At 58.9% G+C, this 18,340-nt stretch carries 18 protein-coding genes and 1 pseudogene; 10 read left to right on the top strand and 9 right to left on the bottom strand.

From position 1 onward, the window contains the following. Nucleotides 1-16: 16 nt before the first annotated feature. From ABWV79_RS02630 to mltG, 3 genes are all read left to right on the top strand, one after another. Entirely contained in the window at nucleotides 17-760 is a 744-nt protein-coding gene (locus tag ABWV79_RS02630; RefSeq protein WP_353390314.1) for a 1-(5-phosphoribosyl)-5-[(5-phosphoribosylamino)methylideneamino]imidazole-4-carboxamide isomerase, read from the top strand. 195 nt (nucleotides 761-955) lie between these two features. After that, a complete protein-coding gene (gene fabF / locus ABWV79_RS02625; RefSeq protein ID WP_353390313.1) occupies nucleotides 956-2,221 on the top strand; it encodes a beta-ketoacyl-ACP synthase II in 1,266 nt (421 codons plus the stop codon). Next, nucleotides 2,222-3,382, top strand: coding sequence for an endolytic transglycosylase MltG (gene mltG, locus ABWV79_RS02620; RefSeq protein WP_353390312.1), 1,161 nt, complete (start codon nucleotides 2,222-2,224; stop codon nucleotides 3,380-3,382). Between the two features lie 34 nt (nucleotides 3,383-3,416). On the opposite strand, the gene ABWV79_RS02615 is transcribed toward mltG, so the two are convergent. Next, the gene (locus tag ABWV79_RS02615) at nucleotides 3,417-4,673 is read right to left on the bottom strand and encodes a DEAD/DEAH box helicase (RefSeq protein WP_353390311.1); all 1,257 of its coding nucleotides are present in this window, start codon (nucleotides 4,671-4,673) and stop codon (nucleotides 3,417-3,419) included. Between the two features lie 372 nt (nucleotides 4,674-5,045). Here ABWV79_RS02615 and ABWV79_RS02610 point away from each other — a divergent pair, with 372 nt between their 5' ends. The 4 genes and pseudogenes from ABWV79_RS02610 (at nucleotide 5,046) to ABWV79_RS22285 (ending at nucleotide 9,318) form a co-directional block, all read left to right on the top strand. Further along, nucleotides 5,046-5,927, top strand: coding sequence for a DMT family transporter (locus tag ABWV79_RS02610; protein WP_353390310.1), 882 nt, complete (start codon nucleotides 5,046-5,048; stop codon nucleotides 5,925-5,927). A 542-nt stretch (nucleotides 5,928-6,469) separates the two neighbouring features. Continuing rightward, on the top strand, nucleotides 6,470-7,771 hold the full coding sequence (locus ABWV79_RS02605) for a DNA-packaging protein (protein ID WP_502949847.1): 1,302 nt from the start codon (nucleotides 6,470-6,472) through the stop codon (nucleotides 7,769-7,771). Between the two features lie 149 nt (nucleotides 7,772-7,920). Further along, nucleotides 7,921-9,018 carry a GTA baseplate fiber-binding domain-containing protein gene (locus ABWV79_RS02600; RefSeq protein ID WP_353390308.1) on the top strand — a complete coding sequence of 366 codons (1,098 nt, stop codon included), beginning with the start codon at nucleotides 7,921-7,923 and terminating at the stop codon, nucleotides 9,016-9,018. A gap of 3 nt (nucleotides 9,019-9,021) precedes the next feature. Continuing rightward, nucleotides 9,022-9,318: pseudogene (locus ABWV79_RS22285) on the top strand (DUF7742 family protein). Here the strand turns inward: ABWV79_RS22285 and ABWV79_RS02595 are convergent. Further along, nucleotides 9,299-9,637 (bottom strand): TraR/DksA family transcriptional regulator, encoded by a 339-nt coding sequence (locus ABWV79_RS02595; protein WP_353390306.1) that lies wholly within the window; start codon nucleotides 9,635-9,637, stop codon nucleotides 9,299-9,301. The pseudogene ABWV79_RS22285 and the gene ABWV79_RS02595 overlap by 20 nt on opposite strands. 84 nt (nucleotides 9,638-9,721) lie before the next feature. Between ABWV79_RS02595 and cysE the strand changes: the two genes are divergently transcribed. After that, the gene (gene cysE / locus ABWV79_RS02590) at nucleotides 9,722-10,531 is read left to right on the top strand and encodes a serine O-acetyltransferase (protein WP_170354513.1); all 810 of its coding nucleotides are present in this window, start codon (nucleotides 9,722-9,724) and stop codon (nucleotides 10,529-10,531) included. Nucleotides 10,532-10,537: 6 nt separating this feature from the next. On the opposite strand, the gene ABWV79_RS02585 is transcribed toward cysE, so the two are convergent. From ABWV79_RS02585 to ABWV79_RS02560, 6 genes are all read right to left on the bottom strand, one after another. Next, entirely contained in the window at nucleotides 10,538-10,774 is a 237-nt protein-coding gene (locus ABWV79_RS02585; RefSeq protein WP_353390305.1) for a hypothetical protein, read from the bottom strand. Nucleotides 10,775-10,929: 155 nt separating this feature from the next. Continuing rightward, nucleotides 10,930-12,228, bottom strand: coding sequence for a pyruvate dehydrogenase complex dihydrolipoamide acetyltransferase (locus tag ABWV79_RS02580; protein WP_353390304.1), 1,299 nt, complete (start codon nucleotides 12,226-12,228; stop codon nucleotides 10,930-10,932). A 12-nt stretch (nucleotides 12,229-12,240) separates the two neighbouring features. After that, entirely contained in the window at nucleotides 12,241-13,611 is a 1,371-nt protein-coding gene (locus tag ABWV79_RS02575; RefSeq protein ID WP_353390303.1) for a pyruvate dehydrogenase complex E1 component subunit beta, read from the bottom strand. 15 nt (nucleotides 13,612-13,626) lie between these two features. Then, on the bottom strand, nucleotides 13,627-14,616 hold the full coding sequence (gene pdhA, locus ABWV79_RS02570; RefSeq protein ID WP_209194357.1) for a pyruvate dehydrogenase (acetyl-transferring) E1 component subunit alpha: 990 nt from the start codon (nucleotides 14,614-14,616) through the stop codon (nucleotides 13,627-13,629). A 149-nt stretch (nucleotides 14,617-14,765) separates the two neighbouring features. Beyond that, nucleotides 14,766-15,065, bottom strand: a complete 300-nt coding sequence (locus ABWV79_RS02565; RefSeq protein WP_170354508.1) for an FtsB family cell division protein — start codon at nucleotides 15,063-15,065, stop codon at nucleotides 14,766-14,768. Between the two features lie 124 nt (nucleotides 15,066-15,189). Further along, on the bottom strand, nucleotides 15,190-16,380 hold the full coding sequence (locus tag ABWV79_RS02560) for a phosphoglycerate kinase (protein WP_353390301.1): 1,191 nt from the start codon (nucleotides 16,378-16,380) through the stop codon (nucleotides 15,190-15,192). 132 nt (nucleotides 16,381-16,512) lie between these two features. Between ABWV79_RS02560 and ABWV79_RS02555 the strand changes: the two genes are divergently transcribed. Then, nucleotides 16,513-17,019 carry a peptidylprolyl isomerase gene (locus ABWV79_RS02555; protein WP_170354506.1) on the top strand — a complete coding sequence of 169 codons (507 nt, stop codon included), beginning with the start codon at nucleotides 16,513-16,515 and terminating at the stop codon, nucleotides 17,017-17,019. Continuing rightward, nucleotides 17,012-17,560 (top strand): peptidylprolyl isomerase, encoded by a 549-nt coding sequence (locus tag ABWV79_RS02550; protein ID WP_170752611.1) that lies wholly within the window; start codon nucleotides 17,012-17,014, stop codon nucleotides 17,558-17,560. Before ABWV79_RS02555 ends, ABWV79_RS02550 begins: the two co-directional genes overlap by 8 nt. A gap of 48 nt (nucleotides 17,561-17,608) precedes the next feature. On the opposite strand, the gene aqpZ is transcribed toward ABWV79_RS02550, so the two are convergent. Next, a complete protein-coding gene (aqpZ, locus tag ABWV79_RS02545) occupies nucleotides 17,609-18,295 on the bottom strand; it encodes an aquaporin Z (protein WP_170354504.1) in 687 nt (228 codons plus the stop codon). Between the last annotated feature and the right edge of the window lie 45 nt (nucleotides 18,296-18,340).

Raw genomic sequence — 18,340 nt, 5'->3', positions numbered from 1 at the left:
GCGGAGGATCAGGCTCATGAGGATTTACCCCACTATGGAATTGCAGAACGGCCGGTGTGTCACGCTGGACAAGGGCCGTCTGGACGAAGCTATGATCTGGCATGTGAACCCTGCCGAAACAGCCCGTAGCTGGGCGGCCGCAGGGGCGGAATGGATGCACCTGACGGATTTCGACGCCATCGAAGGGCGTGATACCAATTCGGAACTGGTCGAAGAGATCATCCGGTCAGCCGAAATCCCGGTGCAGTTGGCTGGCGGTATGCGCACGCGCGAACAGGTCGAACGCTGGATTGACAAGGGAGCGGGCAGGATCGTCATCGGGACGTTAGCTGCCTGGGACCCCAATCTGGTGAAGGAATTGGCCAAGCTGTATCCGGATCAAATCGTTCTGGCTGTTGATGTCTGGCAGGGCTACGTCATGACAGAGGGGTGGCGCAGCCAAAGCGCCTTTACGCCGGACGCATTTGTCGAAGCATTTGCAAACACGCCTTTTGCGGCCATTCTGGTGACCGATATTGATAGCGATATGAGCGATGTCGAAGCTCAGCTGGGTCTGATTTCCGGGTTAGCAGAAAAGTCGCGCACGCCGATTATTGCCAGTGGCGTGGTGCGTTCTGCCGACGATATCTCACGGCTGGCTTACATCCCGAATATCTCGGGTGCGCTGGTTGGGCGCGCGCTATTCCGCAAGACATTGGAACTGTCCGATGCGTTGGAGGTTGCCACCGCTGCGCATGAACCGGTCGCAGAGTTCCAATAATCGAAGACCAACCCAAGGACGCCGCCCTTTCAAGCTATAGCAAGGGCGGTTTTCCGCCTTTTATGCTGTTTGCCAGTGTGCCGATACCAAGATGGCGCGAACAGCTTTCCGGCGGAATGTACCCTTGCTCTTGCCCCCACACCCCGGGCCGGGGTATGAGCGTTTCTTAAACACGAAGCAGGCAAGAGGCACTTCATGCGCAGAGTCGTTGTAACCGGTCTGGGATTGGTCACTCCGTTGGCCAGCGGGGTCGAGGAAACCTGGTCGCGGCTGCTGGATGGAGAATCCGGCGCTGGTCCGATCACTCAGTTTGATGCCGAAGGCAGTGGGGTCACAACGACCTACGCCTGCGAAGTCCCGCGCGGGGACGGCACCAATGGGACGTTTAACCCCGACGATTGGATGCCGCCGAAAGAGCAGCGCAAGATCGAGGATTTCATCCTGTATTCCATCGCAGCGGCCGATATGGCCTGCGAAGATGCGGGTTGGATGCCCGAAGATGAAGAAGCGCGCTTACGCACCGGAGTCCTGATCGGCTCCGGGATTGGCGGTCTTGGTTCCATTGCGGAAACAGCCAATCTGATCCGCGACAAAGGTCCGCGCCGCGTCTCACCATTCTTTATTCCGGGTGCACTGATCAACCTGGCCTCTGGGCAAGTGTCGATCCGACGTGGGTTTAAGGGGCCAAACCATTCGGTTGTAACGGCCTGTTCGACTGGTGCGCATGCCATCGGTGATGCAAGCCGCATCATCCGCGCAGGTGATGCGGATGTCATGGTTGCTGGCGGTGGCGAAGGCTGCATCTGCGAGATCGGCATCGCTGGCTTCAATTCGTGCAAGGCGCTTTCCACTAAATTTGCCGATGACCCCAAGAAAGCCAGCCGTCCGTATGACATTGATCGTGACGGTTTTGTCATGGGTGAAGGCTCTGGGATCGTGGTCCTGGAGGAATACGAGCACGCCAAGGCGCGTGGTGCGAAGATTTATGCCGAGGTTCTGGGCTATGGCATGTCTGGTGACGCCTATCACATCACCGCGCCTAGCGAAGATGGCGATGGGGCTGAACGCTCGATGCAGGCCGCGCTGCGCAGCGCGGGCCTTGAGCCCGAGGATCTGGACTATATCAACGCGCATGGCACATCGACCATGGCAGATACCATTGAATTGGGCGCGGTCGAGCGTTTGCTGGGCGATCATGCGGCGAATGCAACGATGAGCTCGACAAAATCCGCAACAGGCCACTTGTTAGGTGCTGCAGGCGCGATTGAGGCGATCTTCTCGATCCTCGCAATCCGTGACCAGGTTGCGCCTCCGACGATCAACTTGGATAACCCGGCGGTTGAAACTCCTATCGACCTGGCCCCTAACGCCAAGCGCGAACGCAAGATCGATGTGGCGCTTTCAAACTCTTTCGGCTTTGGCGGCACCAATGCCAGCGTGATCTTCGGAAAGGTCAGCTAAATGTGGCGGGCCCTGGCATCGAACATGCTGACCATTCTAGTGGTCGGCTTGTTCTTGATGGGTGGTCTGATCCTGTGGGGGCAGTCGCGGTACAAAAGCGAAGGCCCGTTGGAAACGGCGATCTGTTTGAGGGTCGAACGCGGATCGAATATGGGCGAGGTCAGCCAGCTTCTGCAGGATCAGGGTGCAATCAGCAGTGCCACGGTCTTTCGTATGGCGGCGGATTACACTGACCGGTCCCAGCAGTTGAAGGCTGGCAGCTTTCTGGTTCGCGAAGGCGCGTCGATGGAACAGATCATCGACGAAATCACCAGCAGAGGCGCCAGTACCTGCGGATCTGAGATCGAATATCGCATCGGTGTGACCCGTATCCAGACCCGTGTGCGTGAACTGAATCCCGCCACTCTGGCCTTTGACGAAATTGCATCTTTTGACGTCACCGATGAAGACGTGCCCGCCGCCTATACTGAGAAAAGCGAGGATGCGGACACGCGCTATCGCGTTTCAGTTGCCGAGGGCGCGACCTCGTGGCAGGTGGTTGAAGGTTTGAAACAGATTGGGGCCTTGACCGGCGAAGTGACTGAGATTCCGGCCGAAGGAATGTTGGCGCCTGACAGCTACGACATCGCGCGCGGAACTGATCGGATGGCCGTGCTGAAGGGGATGCAGGACAAGCAGCAACTTCGGATCAACGCGATCTGGGAAAGCCGTCAAGATGATCTACCGATCTCGAACCCCGAAGAGATGCTGATCCTTGCCTCGATCATCGAAAAAGAAACCGGTGTTCCACATGAGCGTGGGCAGGTGGCCAGTGTGTTCGTCAACCGTTTGGAGCGCGGCATGAAGCTGCAAACCGACCCGACGGTGATCTATGGCGTTACCAAGGGACAAGGCACGTTGGGACGCGGATTGCGCAGAAGTGAACTTCGTCGGGCAACCCCTTGGAATACTTATGTGATTGACGGCTTGCCGCCGACGCCAATTGCCAATCCTGGGTTGGCCAGTCTTGAGGCCGCCGTAGCACCGGAGGAGACAGACTATGTGTTCTTCGTGGCGGACGGAACAGGGGGGCACGCTTTTGCGGAAACGCTGGACGAGCACAACCGAAACGTCGCCAAGTGGCGCGAGATTGAAGCCCAGAGGAACAGCTCGGGCAACTAAAAAAGGGCCGCGTCCGAAACGCGGCCCTTTTTTATTATGCTGCTGGACGCCTGCGGGGGCGGCGCCGTTTAGAGGCGGCGGGTTTGGGCCCGGACTTGGCCCCTTGTGGCTTACGCGCCCGGAAACCGCCCTGTTTGCGTGGCTTCTTGGGTTCGGCGAATTCAGGCATAGTTCCGCTGGCGACCGGAATGTCGATTTTCATCAGCTTTTGGATTTGCTTCAGCTGGTCCAGCTCATCCGGGGCGCAGAAAGCGATGCCCTCACCCTCGCGCCCTGCGCGGGCCGTGCGGCCAATGCGGTGGACATAATTGTCAGGCACTTCGGGAAGGTCATAGTTGATCACGTAAGCGACGCCAGGAATGTCGATGCCACGCGCAGCAACGTCGGTTGCGACCAGCACATTGACCTCGCCAGCGCGGAAGGCTTTGATTGCCCGGTCGCGCTGACCTTGGCTTTTGTTGCCGTGGATTGAAGCCGCGTTGAACCCGTCTTTGACGAGGTCTTTCATCAGCCGCTCGGCCCCGTGTTTGGTGCGCGAGAAGACCAACGTCAGAGCGCCCATATCGGCGGAGAGGATTTCACGCAGCTTGCGGGGCTTGTCCGCCCGCGACAGGAAGTGAACGGACTGAGTGATCTTGTCCGCTGCTTTACCCGGGGGCGAGACCTGAATGCGCTGCGGGTTGGTGAGGTAAGATTGGCTCAGCTCTTCCATCTGTTTTGGCATGGTGGCCGAGAACAGCATCGTCTGGCGCGGCGTGCCCAATGCGGGTGCGATTTTTCGGAGCGCATGGATAAAGCCCATGTCCAGCATCTGGTCGGCCTCGTCCAGCACCAGATGGCGCACTGAACCAAGGTCGACGGCTCCGCGCTCCATCAGGTCGATCAAACGGCCGGGGGTGGCGACCAGAATATCGGTGCCGCGCGACAGGAAGGAAATCTGCTTACCGATGGATTGGCCACCGACAACGGTGGCGACGCGTAGTTTTGTCTTTTGCGTGAGGGCACGCAGGCTGTCCGCGATCTGGTTCACCAGTTCGCGCGTCGGAGCAAGGATCAGAGCCTTGACCGTCTTGGGTGCAGGTTTGGCCGGTTGCGCAAGCAGGTGATCAATCAGCGGCAGGCCAAAGGCCAGCGTTTTACCGGTGCCGGTCTGGGCCAGACCAAGAATGTCATGTCCATTCAGCGCCATCGGGATGGCCTGGTTTTGGATCGGGGTAGGTTGGGTAAAGTTCGCCCGTTTCAGGGCGTCGTTCAAAGCCGGGGCAAGGCCCAGCATGTCAAAGTCGAACACGTAATAATCCTTTGATATCCGCAGCTTTGAGCGCGGATGCGTGTGACCGCGCAAAAGCACGGCAGGCAGGGTTTAGCGAGACCTCGGGACGCACAGGCGTATCCTGCACCGTCCGGCCGTCGCATCAAGAACCCTGCGTGAAGGGGAACCAGGAGAGATATGGTGCGCCGGTGGGGCTAAGGCCCGAATGCTCACGCGGCGGCGCTGATGGCGTGCACATGAGGGTTGGCGCGGGCATTGTCAAGTATTTGTCTGATGGACTGGCTGTCGGAGTTCTAAATTCTGCTGGCGTTCTCAATCAGTTTGAGCCATCGATTTCCGAGTGGCGGTTTAGCGCGTCGTAACACTACGGGGCGAAGTTTGGGGTTGGGAATGAAAGGAAGTGCACAGCAGGGCGATAGCCTGAAACTCGCCAGCGGCGCCCTTGTTCTGGGCGGTATGATGTGGGGGCTGTACTGGATTCCTGTCCGCTACTTCGTGGATCAGGGGCTGGACGGGGCTTGGCCGGGGATTGTGATGTATTCGGTAGCGCTGTTTGGCCTTTTGCCGCTCTTGTGGCGCGACCGGCACGCTCTGGCACGACGCTGGCAGGATTTAATGTTCAGCGGCATGTTCACCGGTGCGGCCTTTGGTCTGTTCACGATCAGTCTGGTCTATACGGATGTCGTTCGTGCCATCCTGCTGTTCTACCTTACGCCGGTTTGGGGCACGATCTTAGGTCGGGTTTTTCTTGGCGAGCGTCTGACCAGAGCCCGCGTTTTGGGGTTGATATGTGGCCTTGGCGGCATGGCGATCGTCCTTGGCAGCGGCCACGGCATCCCTTGGCCCAGCAATGTCGGAGATTGGGCGGCGCTGGTGTCCGGCATGGCTTGGGCGGTGGGCACGCTGGGTTTGTATCGCTCCTCGGGCATTTCAGTTCCGGGGCAGGTTTTTGCGTTTATTGCCGGGGCTCTGTTGCTGTCGCTGATCAGCCTGGTGTTCAGCGCAGGCGGACTGCAACAGCAAAGCGCGATTGTTGTTGGTGTGCTGCCCATTGCGATGCTGTCGGTGCTGTACACTCTGCCGATGATCTTTCTGACGATCTGGCCCGCGACTTTACTGACACCGGCCCGGGTGGGGTTGTTATTGATGAGCGAGGTTGTGGTCGGCCTGATTTCGGCTGCTGTGTTTTCGGGCGAGCCCTTTGGGCTGCGCGAGGCCGCGGGGGCGGTACTGATTGTGAGTGCCGCTGTGCTGGAAATCGCTCGGGGCTGAGTGAGTTTACCGGTGGATAGACAGGTTAAACGCCAACAGTCTTAACGGGCAGTGCGGTTCCCGTTGCATGGGTGTTGCGCAACATATTGACTTTGCTCGCTTTTTCACCTATAAGTTGTGTCATGCTAGGAGAGATGGGCAACGGCCCCGGGGTGACCCCGGAGGCCGTTTTTCGTTTCTGTCGTGCGGAGAAAACTCACGCATGAGGTCACAGGCACACATGACTTTGATTACCCCGGAAGAGCGGATGTCCCAGACGGCGGAACTGTTGCAGTCGCTGGAAACATCCATTCGCGGTTTGCGCCAAGCAGCAGAAGAACTGCGCAGGCAAATCGGAACCGGGGAGGATGCAGATCTTGCAGGAACGGCAAAACAACTGGGTCAGTTAGAGGGGCTGATCCGAAGTTGTCAGAAAGTGGAGACAAGCTTTGTCGAACAACATCACAGGCAAGCCGGAATTGCCCAAGGGGGATACGCGCTCGACCTTGAGCGCGCTCGATTTGAAATCGGGTGCAGGCTGGCTCGCCTCCGCCGATGCTGCGGTGAGGGACAGATTTCTGAGTGAGATCGGGGAGGGGGGGCTGTGCGCCCTCCCTTTCCTGTTTGAATTCTGGGCGCTGCCGCATCAACTACCGCCTGAGGGTGACTGGCGGTCCTGGGTGTTTACGGGCGGGCGCGGGGCTGGCAAGACGCGGGCGGGGTCAGAATGGGTGCGGTCGATGGTCGAAGGGGCCAAGCCGCTGGATCGCGGTGAGGCCAGCCGGGTGGCACTGGTGGGTGAAACCTTCGATCAGGTGCGCGATGTGATGATCTTTGGCAACAGCGGGATTTTGCAGTGCTCGCCCCCGGATCGTCGGCCGGCCTGGAAGGCATCGGAACGCAAGCTGATCTGGCCCAACGGGGCTGAGGCACAGGCCTTTTCAGCGCATGATCCCGAAGGACTGCGGGGTCCGCAATTCGATGCGGCCTGGGTGGATGAACTGGCCAAATGGAAAAAGGCGGGCGAGACGTGGGATATGTTGCAATTCGCCCTGCGTCTGGGCGAGCGTCCGCGTGTCTGCGTGACGACCACGCCCCGCAATGTGAAGGTTTTGAAGGAATTGCTGGCGTCTCCGTCCACTGTACAGACCCACGCGCCAACCGAGGCGAACCGGGCCAATCTGGCGGACTCGTTTTTGGCCGAGGTCCGTTCGCGCTATGCGGGAACGCGGCTGGGGCGGCAGGAATTGGATGGCGTGCTGTTATCGGATGCGGAAGGCGCGCTGTGGACCGGCTCGATGCTGGATGCGGCGCGGGTGGAGACTGTGCCTGAACTGGACCGCATTGTTGTGGCTGTGGACCCAGCGGTGACGGCAGGGCCCAGTGCTGACGCTTGCGGGATCGTGGTGGTCGGCGCGCAGCTACAGGGGTCGCCCGAGGAGTGGCGTGCCTTTGTGCTGGCCGACCGGACGGTGCAGGGCGTTGGCCCAGCGGGCTGGGCGCAGGCAGCGATTGACGCGATGGATGAGTTCGGGGCCGAACGGCTGGTGGCCGAAGTCAATCAGGGCGGGCAACTGGTCGAAGAGGTCGTGCGGCAGGTGGACCCTCTGGTCCCGTTCCGCGCGGTGCGGGCATCCCGCGGCAAGGTCGCGCGGGCTGAACCTGTCGCGGCACTCTACGAGCAGGGGCGAGTGAGCCACGTGGCCGGTCTGAACGCGCTGGAGGAGCAGATGTGCCAGATGACGGCGCGCGGATTCGAGGGGCAAGGTTCGCCAGACCGGGTGGATGCGCTGGTCTGGGCGCTGCATGAGTTGGTTGTGGGGCCTGCTGGGCTGTGTCGGCGGCCTAGGGTGCGGAGTTTGTAGGGACTGAGAGATGACATCCGTATATGCAATCAATGCTCTGTGCTATGGTACACGTGGATTGATTTACAGTGTTTCGGTCAGATCGCGATCGTAAATCAATCAGCGTCACACATGGCGACAGTTGAAGTCCGTGACCATAAAGTCATCTGGTGGGTGATATCATCACCCTGTCCGGCGAGCAGGGCGCGCGGTATCGTATCGACCGGCTCGAACAGGCCGAAATGCAGATGGCAGACGCTGTTCGCGTTGAACCGGGTGTTTATACGCCTTCCGATCTGCCAGACGACGACGTCTCGGAAAACCCGTTTGTGGCTCCAGTCCCCGTATTTCCAGTTTTCTTGGACTTGCCGCTTATCACAGGATCCGAGGTGCCCCACGCACCTTATCTGGCGATCTCGGCTGATCCATGGCCGGGAAGTGCAGCGGTCTACTCCTCTGCGACTGATGAGGACTATGCTTTGCAAGAGGTGGTCAGCGGGCAAGCTATTGTCGGATTCACGCAGTCGCCGATGCGCTGGGCAGGTGCCGGGCTGTGGGATGAGGGGGCACCCCTGACTGTCGAACTGATTGCGGGTGTTCTGGAATCCCGACCGCGCGACGCGTTGCTGAACGGGGCAAACCTTGCGGCAATCGGCGATGGATCACCGGATAACTGGGAACTGTTTCAGTTTGAACGCGCCACTCTGCAAGAACGCGGTATATACACTCTGTCAGGCCGTCTTCGCGGACAACTGGGGACAGATGTCAAAATACCGGAGGTATGGCCTGAAGGCTCGACTTTTGTGCTTTTGGACCAACGGGTGTATCAAACCAACCTGCTGAGGTCTGAGCGCCGCGTGGCCAAGCACTACCGGATAGGCCCTGCGGCGCGCAGTTATGACGATCCGTCTTTCGTCCACAGGGTCGAGGCATTCAACGGCAATGGTCTACGTCCTTATGCGCCATCCCACCTGCGGGTTGCCAAATCTGCGGGTGACGATCAGCTGTCGTGGATACGTCGCACGCGCATCGACGGTGATGATTGGTCGGGTATCGACGTGCCATTAGGCGAAGAAACGGAATCCTATCTGGTGCAAGTGCGCGCCGAAGGCGCGTTGGTGCGCGAACTGATCTCAGCCAATCCAAGTTGGATATACACGGCCGCAATGAAATCAGCCGACGGTGTAAGCGCAGGATACACCGTGCAGGTTGCGCAGGTCTCGGCCAGCTATGGTCCGGGTCTACCTGTCAGCCTTGACGTAAGCTAAGTCATACGTCCGGCTCTTCACAGAAATGTAATTGTTGCGGCGCGCGTGCTTTTGCGTGCGCCGGCACCTGACCGGTTTTGCCTGTGTCGGCGCATGCTTACCGAGGCCGAGTTGGCAGATCGGTAAATGCGTCGAACCGGTCATCTTCATCCGGTATTCAGCAATGGATTGCCGGCAACCGCAGCATGTATCCGTCCCTTGGACGTTGAACCCAGTTTTGACGATCTACAATACTGTCAGTTTTTCGCGATGGTTTTGAACAGTCTGATACGGCTTCATCTTAGCCAGACGCGCAGCTGACGCATTTTGTGGCTGCCAGATCCAGTTTTAGCCGACCTACAGGAACCTCTTCTCCGCAATCTTCGCAGAAACCATACTCGCCGTCCCGAATCCGGTTCAGGGCGGCGGTCAGTCTGCGCCGTTCCAGATCGCGACTGGCTTGATGTGCTTTGGCCATAGCCTGGTTTTGCAACGCGTCCATCCGGCTAAGGCGGCCAACAGCTTGCTGATCCAACTCAACCACAGCCTGCGCGCTTTTGCCCGATGCAGTGCTGTTTGCCAACTCGTCCAGACGGGCGAGGATCAAAGCGCTAAAATGTGCCAGTTCCGAGTCATTCATTTTCGTTATCGTGCGGATCACGGGTTTGCGTTTGGCGTTTTTACCACTAAATGGCATCTTAGGCGCAGCAAAGGATGAAAAGCCATGTTGGAAAAGCGCAGTCATGTGACCCCCGTCGATCCCGTTTGGGATCGTATCACGACCGAAGCTCAGGCGGCCGTCGAGAATGAACCGCTGATGGGCGGGCTTGTCCATGCATGTGTCCTTCATCACAAAAGTCTTGAGCGGGCGTTGTCATATCGTGTTTCCGCCAAGCTGTGCTCGAACGAGATGTCGATGATGGTTCTGCGTGAAATCGTGGACGAGGCTTATGCCGACGACCCATCACTGATCGAAGCCGCGCGCGCAGACCTGATGGCGGTATATGAACGTGATCCGGCCTGCCACCGGTTGCTGCAGCCGATTCTTTATTTCAAGGGTTATCAGGCGATGCAGGCCTATCGTGTGGCGCATTGGCTGTGGCGTAAGGGTCGTTATGATCTGGCTTACTTCTTCCAGATGCGCTCGTCCGAGATTTTTGGCATCGACATTCACCCTGCAGCGAAAATCGGTAAGGGGATCATGATCGACCATGCGCATTCCATAGTGATCGGTGAAACTGCCGTCGTAGGCGACAACGTCTCGATGTTGCACTCAGTGACGCTGGGCGGAACCGGCAAAGAAGAGGAACAGCGTCACCCTAAGATCGGGAACGGAGTTCTGATTGGTGCGGGTGCCAAGGTGCTTGGGAATATCGAAGTCGGCCATTGCAGCCGCATAGCGGCCGGTTCGGTTGTTCTGCAGGAGGTCCCCCCCTGCAAAACCGTTGCGGGTATTCCTGCTAAGATCGTGGGCGAGGCCGGGTGCGATCAGCCCTCGATCTCAATGGACCACATGCTGGGTAAAAACCAGTAAGCAGTCTTAGTTCGAGCGGTCGTTCTTTTCGTTCAACCGCTTGAGACGACGTTCTTCCCGGCGCTGTTTACGCTCTTCAATGCGTTTGGCACGTTCGGCCTCCCATTTGCCAACCGCACTCTTGGAATTGAACTTCGAGTTCTCTCCTGGATAGCTGTTTGGTTTGGCGTAGGCGTCCGCAGGGGCAAGCGCCGCCAGCATCAGAAGAACCAGAAATGTGCGTGTAATTTGAGTGATGGTCATATGGCACCTGTGCGTCCTTGAATGTCGTGCCACCAATCTGGATCCCCACAAGTCCCCGAGCAATAGTACGCCCGATCACGTCGGCTCACATCCCGTCAGGCCACGAAAAAACCGCGCCGGGGTTGCCCGACGCGGTCTCTGCAAGTTTGCGGGAATCAAGCCAGCATAACCATAGGATTTTCAAGGTTTTCCACGATGGCCTGCAACAATTCAGCCCCAAGCGCACCGTCGATAACCCGGTGATCCACTGACATGGTGACGGACATGACGGTTGCTACGGTCAGCTCTCCGTCGTCTCCGACAACCGGTTTTTTGACGCCCGAGCCCACAGCCAGAATTCCGGCGTGAGGCGGGTTCACAATGGCGTCAAAATTGTCGATGCCGAACATACCCAGGTTCGAGATCGCAAAGGTGCCACCTTGATATTCATGAGGCGCCAGCTTGCGTTCGCGCGCGCGACTGGCCAGATCTTTCATCTCGGTCGATAGCGCGGACAGCGATTTGGTGTCCGCGTCCTGCAGAACCGGGGTGAACAGCCCACCCTCGATGGCAACCGCAACGGCCACGTCCGAGGGTTTCAGTTGCAGCACCCGATCACCGGCCCATACCGCGTTACAGGCCGGAACCTGTTGCAGCGCGTTGGCGACGGCTTTGATGATGAAGTCATTGACGCTGAGCTTAACGCCCCGACCTTCCAGCTGCTTGTTCAACTGGCTACGGAATTTGAGAAGCGCGTCCAGTTTGATATCGCGACGCAAATAGAAATGCGGGATCGTTTGCTTGGCCTCGGAAAGGCGCGCTGCAATAGTTCTGCGCATGCCGTCGAGCTTGATTTCCTCGTAGTCGCGGCCCTCGTACATCTTGGCTACGGCATCTGCCGAGGGGCCAGCCGGAGCTGTCGCCGCCGGAGCCGCTGCTGCAGCTGAGGGCGCTGCCGCTGGGGCCGTCGCCGTTGCGCCTTCCACATCTGCTTTGACGATACGTCCATGCGGACCCGAGCCGGTGATCTGCGCCAGATCAAGGCCCTTTTGCGCGGCAATCCGGCGGGCCAGAGGCGAGGCAAAGATACGACCGCCATCGGCCTTGACCGGAGCAGCCGGGGCAGGGGCGGGCGCCTCGGACGCCGCTGGGGCGGCCTCGTTACCCGCGGCGACTGCCGGGGCAGCCGCGGGCGCTGCGGCAAGTGCTGCGCTGATGTCGTCAGCGCTTTCGCCATCTTCCAGCAGAACCGCGATGGCGGTGTTTACTTTGACCCCTTCAGAGCCTTCAGGAATCAGGATTTTGCCAATGGTGCCTTCGTCAACGGCTTCGAATTCCATCGTAGCCTTGTCGGTTTCAATCTCGGCCAGCAGGTCGCCAGACGACACGGTGTCGCCCTCTTTGACCAGCCATTTGGCAAGGGTGCCTTCCTCCATGGTCGGCGACAGGGCGGGCATCAGAATTTCTGTGGGCATCTGTGTCGCTCCTTACCGGTAGGTCACTTGTTTGACGGCCGCGATCACCTCATCCGTGGTGATCAGCGCCAGCTTTTCGAGGTTCGCAGCATAGGGCATCGGAACATCTTTGCCGGTGCAGTTGATGACCGGCGCGTCGAGATAGTCGAACGCCTCCTGCATCACGACCGAGCTGATATAACTACCGACCGAGCCTTGTGGCCAACCTTCTTCGACCGTCACCAAACGGTTGGTTTTCATCACCGAGTTGATGATCGCGCCGGTGTCCATCGGGCGGATGGTGCGCAGATCTATGACCTCGGCGCTGATACCTTCTTCGGCCAGCTTGTCGGCGGCTTCCAGAGCATACTGCATTCCGATGCCAAAGCTGACGATGGTCACATCCGTGCCTTCACGCCAGATGCGTGCTTTGCCCAGTGGGATGGTCAGATCATCCACCTGGGGCACGTCGAAGGAGCGACCGTAGAGGATTTCGTTTTCCAGGAAAATCACCGGGTTGGGGTCGCGGATGGCCGATTTCAGCAGACCTTTGGCATCAGCAGCCGAGTAAGGCATGACAACTTTCAAGCCAGGGATCTGCATGTACCATGCGGCGTAGTCTTGGCTGTGCTGCGCGGCCACGCGGGCAGCGGCACCGTTGGGGCCGCGGAATACGATGGGGCAGCCCATCTGGCCACCGGACATATAGAGCGTCTTGGCGGCGGAGTTGATGATTTGGTCAATCGCCTGCATGGCGAAGTTGAAGGTCATGAACTCGACAATCGGTTTCAGGCCGCCAAAGGCAGACCCCACGGCGATGCCGGCAAAACCATGTTCGGTGATGGGGGTGTCGATCACGCGCTTGCTGCCGAATTCGTCCAGAAGACCTTGGGAGATTTTGTAGGCACCCTGATATTCGGCGACTTCTTCGCCCATCAGATAGACGTCTTCGTCACCGCGCATTTCCTCAGCCATAGCGTCGCGCAGGGCTTCGCGGACGGTTTCGGACTTCATCTCGGCATCTGCGGGCCAATCCGGCGACAGATCGACGACCGGAGCCGCCGGTGCGGAGACGGGAGCGGGGGCCGGGGCCGCCGCAGGGGCGGCCTCGGTCACCGCTGCGGCTGCGGGCGCAGCCGCGGGCAGGGCGGAAGCGTCTTCGCCTTCTTCCACAAGGACCGCGATAGGCGTGTTGACCTTGACGCCTTCGGTGCCTTCAGCGATCAGGATTTTGCCGACGATGCCTTCATCGACGGCCTCAAACTCCATCGTGGCCTTGTCGGTTTCGATCTCGGCCATGATATCGCCGGATGATACAGCGTCGCCTTCTTTGACCAGCCATTTGGCCAGTGTGCCCTCTTCCATTGTGGGCGAAAGGGCGGGCATGAGAATTTCGGTTGCCATGTCTTAGTCGTCCTCTCAGGCGTAAATGTCGGTCCAGAGCTCTTCGACGGAAGGCTCGGGGCTTTCTTTCGAAAATTCGGCGGCCTGGTTGACGATCTCTTTAATCTCTTTGTCGATCGCTTTCAGGTCATCCTCGGTCGCGTGTTTGCCGGTCAGCAGCAGTTCGCGCACGTGTTCAATGGGGTCGCTTTGTTCGCGGACCTTCTGAACCTCTTCACGGGTGCGGTATTTGGCCGGGTCGGACATCGAGTGGCCACGATAGCGGTAGGTCTTGACCTCAAGGATATAAGGGCCTTTTCCGGAGCGGCAGTGTGCGACAGCTTTCTCACCAGCGGCTTTGACCGCAAGCACGTCCATACCGTTGACCATTTCGCCCGGGATTCCGAATGCTTGTCCGCGGTGATAGATATCCGCCGAAGAGGTGGAGCGCGCTTGCGCTGTACCCATGGCGTATTGGTTGTTCTCGATCACGAATACTACCGGTAGGTCCCACAGGGCAGCCATGTTGAACGTCTCGTAAACCTGACCTTGGTTCGCCGCGCCGTCGCCAAAATAGGTGAAGGTGACGCCGCCGTTTTCCTTGTACTTGTCGGCAAAAGCCAGACCTGCCCCCAAGGGAACCTGCGCGCCAACGATACCGTGGCCGCCATAGAAATGCTTCTCTTTCGAGAACATGTGCATCGAGCCGCCTTTACCTTTGGACAGGCCGCCAATACGTCCGGTGAGTTCCGCCATCACGCCGCCCGGGTCCATGCCGCAGGCTAGCATGTGGCCGTGGTCGCGATAGGAAGTAATCCGCTTGTCGCCTTCTTTCGCTGCGGCCTCAAGGCCCACAACAACGGCTTCCTGCCCGATGTACAGGTGACAGAAACCGCCAATCAGGCCCATGCCATATAGCTGACCAGCCTTCTCCTCGAATCGGCGGATCAGCAGCATTTCCCGGTAATATGTGGTGAGTTCTTCCGCAGAAACATTTGGTTTCTTTGTGGTTTTTCGCGCAGCCATATCGGCGATCTCCCCCTCTCGGCAAGATAGTTTAGCGTTAAACTATTCAATAAAGCATTTGTCGCTTTGTGGCGAGGAGAAATGTGACGCAGCGTCGAAACCTGCGGAAATCGTCGCGAAGGTGTTTTGGGTTTACTCAGTAGAAAGGGTCACTGAATAACGATCTCATCCGAACGGATCATGCCCAATACTGAACGCGCCTGCTGATCCAAAAGGTCCAGATCCAAATATGTATCTGACAGACGGCGTGTGAGGTTTTCCATCTGAGCAATCTCGGCTTCCAGCTTCCCTAGATCGCGCGACAGGGCGTCCCGTTCCGCTGCAATCTCGACCCGTCGGAACAGGCCATAGTCACCCTGAACGGCAGCAAAGGTGAAATACACACCCAGCATAAAAGCTACCATAAAGAATGCGACTGCGCCCAAACCGGGCCGATGGGAACGGGACACTCTGTTTACCGCCGTATGAAACGCCTCAATAACGGGCCCTTTTTGGACCTCTGAAAGTACTATGTCACAGGCGATTCGGGTTGTGAATCCCCTGATTCGCAAAAATGCGTCGGTGGTCGAGTTTTTATTGATCCAATGCGGCAACGCCTGGCAGGGTCTTGCCTTCCATCCATTCCAGGAACGCGCCGCCTGCAGTCGAGATATACGAGAAGTCCTTAGCGGCACCCGAAGCGTTCAGCGCCGCGACCGTGTCGCCTCCGCCAGCGACTGACACCAACTTACCCGAGCGGGTCAGGGCGGCGGCTTTCAGGGCGGATGCGTTGGTGGCGGCGTCGAAGGGTTCAATCTCGAATGCGCCCAGCGGGCCGTTCCATATCAGCGTCTGGCTTTGGTCGAAGATTTCCGAGATCGCTGCGACACTGTCGGGGCCTGCGTCTAGGATCATGCCCTCGTCAGTGCACTGGTCCGCAGGCAGGATCTGGTGCGGCGCGCCGGCCTCAAACTTCTCGGCGACAACGATGTCAGTGGGCAGAACGATGGTGCAGCCCGCGCCGTCGGCCTTGGCCATGATTTCGGCCGCGGTGCCCTTCATCGCGGTTTCGGCGAGGGAGTTGCCGACATTCACGCCTTTGGCCACGAGGAAGGTGTTGGCCATGCCACCGCCGATCACAAGATAATCCACCTTGGTGATCAGATTGCCCAGCAGCTCCAGCTTGGTCGACACTTTGGCCCCGCCCACGACCGCCGTCACTGGCCGTTTAGGCGCACCCAGAGCGCCCTCTAGCGCCTCAAGCTCGGCCTGCATCAGGCGCCCGGCACAGGCGGGCAGCAGCCGGGCAATTGCCTCGGTCGAGCTGTGGGCGCGGTGTGCGGCGGAAAACGCGTCGTTGCAATAGACCTCACCCAGACGCGCCATACCTACGGCCAGATCAGTGTTATTCTTGGTTTCAGCCGCATGGAAGCGAGTGTTTTCCAGCAGCAGCACCTGGCCGGGCTGCAGCTGTTCAGCGGCCAGTTCGGCCTCGGTCCCGACGCAATCGGCGGCGAACAGAACATCTGCGTCAAAGGCGGTGGTCAGGGTGGGGATCAGCTGTTTCAGCGACAGGTTCTCGCGGCGCTCGCCACCCGGACGGCCGAAATGCGCCAGCAAGATCGGCTTGCCGCCTGCTGCAAGGATATCGCGCACGGTGGGCACGATGCGCTGAATACGGGTGGCGTCGGTCACAACGCCGTCAACGACCGGCACGTTGATATCCACGCGCACCAGCACGCGCTTGCCGTTCAGGTCCATATCGTCCAGCGTTTTCCAGCCCATCGTTCCATCCTTGCCGTTAAATACGATTTAGGCGGTTCTTTTCCTGCATTTTGCCCTCAGGTCAATGCGTCACTTGGCTTTCACGCCCATGCCGCATAGGTATTTGCGCAAGACAAACGACAGGAGGGCCTCATGGCCGAGATCAAGGATCCCGAAAACACCATCATCATCGAACTCAAAGGCGGCAATGTCGTCATCGAGCTGCTGCCCGACGTGGCCCCTCAGCACTCGGCCCGGATGAAGGAACTGGCCCGTGGCGGTGAGTATGACAACGTGGCCTTCCACCGTGTGATCGACGGTTTCATGGCGCAAACCGGCGACGTGCAGCACGGCGACATGGAAGACGGGTTCAACATCCGTATGGCAGGCACAGGTGGGTCGTCGCTGCCTAACGTTCCGGCTGAGTTTTCGAAACTGCCGCATGACCGGGGCACGCTGGGTGCCGCGCGGTCGCAGAACCCGGACTCAGCCAACTCTCAGTTCTTCATCAACTTCAAGGACAATCACTTCCTGAACGGCCAATACACCGTGTACGGGCGCGTCATCGACGGGATGGAGCATGTAGACGCGATTGTTCGCGGCGAGCCGCCTATGAACCCCGACCGGATGATCAGCGTCAAGGTGGCGGCCGATGTATAAGCTAGCCGCCGCATTTGCCGTTCTGGCCAGCCCCGCGCTGGCCACTGGCCTTGAGATCGAGATTGAAGGTGAGGGCGCCAATGGCACCGTGACTGTCGATCTGTTTGATGACCTTGCCCCGAAACATGTTGAGCAGATCAGCGCTCTGGCGGCTGAAGGCAAGTATGACGGGGTGGTCTTCCACCGCGTGATCGAGGGGTTCATGGCGCAAACCGGCGATGTTGAACATGGCCGTCTGGGCAGTGACCTGCGCCGCGCCGGGACAGGCGGGTCGGATCGTCCCGATCTGGCAGCCGAGTTTTCGGACTACAATTATGATCGTGGCGTGATCGGTATGGCGCGAGCCCAGGACCCTAACAGTGCAAATTCGCAATTCTTCATCATGTTTGCGCCGGGACCTTTCCTGAACGGCCAATACACGGTTGTAGGTCAGGTAACTGGCGGGATGGACGTCGTCGATGCGATCAAGCGTGGTGACGGACCTAACGGCGCAGTGATCGGACAGCCGGATGTTATGAAAAAGGTCACAGTGACCGAGTAACAGAAAAGGCCCCGCCGCAATGCGCTTCGGGGCCTTTCTTTGAAAGGCTCAATCGTCGCCAATCACATTCCAGATGATTGCGCCAATGATGCCCCCCGCCAATGGGGCCGCCCAGAACAGCCATAGCTGCTCCATCGCGGGGCCTTCCGCAAACAGGGCAACTCCGGTTGATCGGGCCGGATTGACCGAAGTGTTTGTCACCGGGATAGAGATCAGGTGGATCAGTGTCAGGCCAAGCCCGATGGCAATCGGCGCAAATCCGGCAGGCGCAAACTTCGATGTCGAACCCAGAATGATCAACAGGAAGAAAGCGGTCAGCGTGATCTCGATCACCAGCGCCGATGCCATCGAATATCCCTGTGGCGAGGCCTCATCGAAACCGTTGGTGGCAAAACTGCCGACCCCTTCGAAACCGGGCGCGCCGCTGACGATCACGTATAGGACGGCAGCGGCAGCGACAGAGCCCGCAACCTGAGCGATCCAATACGGGATGAGAAGCTTTGGTGAAAACCGGCCACCAACCGCAAGGCCGAGACTGACTGCCGGGTTGAAGTGCCCGCCCGAGATTTGACCGACCGCATAGGCCATGGTCAGAACCGTCAGGCCAAAGGCAAAGGATACACCCAGCCAGCCGATGCCCACATCGGCCACTCCAGCCGCAAGAACGGCGCTGCCGCATCCGCCCAGAACCAGCCAGAACGTGCCGAAGAATTCGGCCATGAGTTTTGATGACATGAAAAGCCCTCCCAAAAACAATGGGTTCACTATAATTCAAAAATG

Origin of the sequence: Ruegeria sp. HU-ET01832, from assembly GCF_040371315.1 — a bacterium.
In the GTDB taxonomy this organism is placed as follows: Bacteria; Pseudomonadota; Alphaproteobacteria; order Rhodobacterales; family Rhodobacteraceae; genus Ruegeria; species Ruegeria lacuscaerulensis_A.
This window is presented reverse-complemented; position numbering and strand designations above follow the sequence as displayed.

Bases quoted from the DNA above. Each gene is read 5' to 3' on its own strand.
- cysE (WP_170354513.1), top strand. From the start codon at position 9,722: ATGTTGGAAAAGCGCAGTCATGTGACCCCCGTCGATCCCGTTTGGGAT.
- ABWV79_RS02560 (WP_353390301.1), bottom strand. From the start codon at position 16,380: ATGGGCTGGAAAACGCTGGACGATATGGACCTGAACGGCAAGCGCGTG.
- pdhA (WP_209194357.1), bottom strand. From the start codon at position 14,616: ATGGCTGCGCGAAAAACCACAAAGAAACCAAATGTTTCTGCGGAAGAA.
- mltG (WP_353390312.1), top strand. From the start codon at position 2,222: ATGTGGCGGGCCCTGGCATCGAACATGCTGACCATTCTAGTGGTCGGC.
- ABWV79_RS02610 (WP_353390310.1), top strand. From the start codon at position 5,046: ATGAAAGGAAGTGCACAGCAGGGCGATAGCCTGAAACTCGCCAGCGGC.
- ABWV79_RS02580 (WP_353390304.1), bottom strand. From the start codon at position 12,228: ATGCCCACAGAAATTCTGATGCCCGCCCTGTCGCCGACCATGGAGGAA.
- ABWV79_RS02550 (WP_170752611.1), top strand. From the start codon at position 17,012: ATGTATAAGCTAGCCGCCGCATTTGCCGTTCTGGCCAGCCCCGCGCTG.
- aqpZ (WP_170354504.1), bottom strand. From the start codon at position 18,295: ATGTCATCAAAACTCATGGCCGAATTCTTCGGCACGTTCTGGCTGGTT.
- ABWV79_RS02630 (WP_353390314.1), top strand. From the start codon at position 17: ATGAGGATTTACCCCACTATGGAATTGCAGAACGGCCGGTGTGTCACG.
- ABWV79_RS02595 (WP_353390306.1), bottom strand. From the start codon at position 9,637: ATGAATGACTCGGAACTGGCACATTTTAGCGCTTTGATCCTCGCCCGT.
- fabF (WP_353390313.1), top strand. From the start codon at position 956: ATGCGCAGAGTCGTTGTAACCGGTCTGGGATTGGTCACTCCGTTGGCC.
- ABWV79_RS02575 (WP_353390303.1), bottom strand. From the start codon at position 13,611: ATGGCAACCGAAATTCTCATGCCCGCCCTTTCGCCCACAATGGAAGAG.
- ABWV79_RS02585 (WP_353390305.1), bottom strand. From the start codon at position 10,774: ATGACCATCACTCAAATTACACGCACATTTCTGGTTCTTCTGATGCTG.
- ABWV79_RS02555 (WP_170354506.1), top strand. From the start codon at position 16,513: ATGGCCGAGATCAAGGATCCCGAAAACACCATCATCATCGAACTCAAA.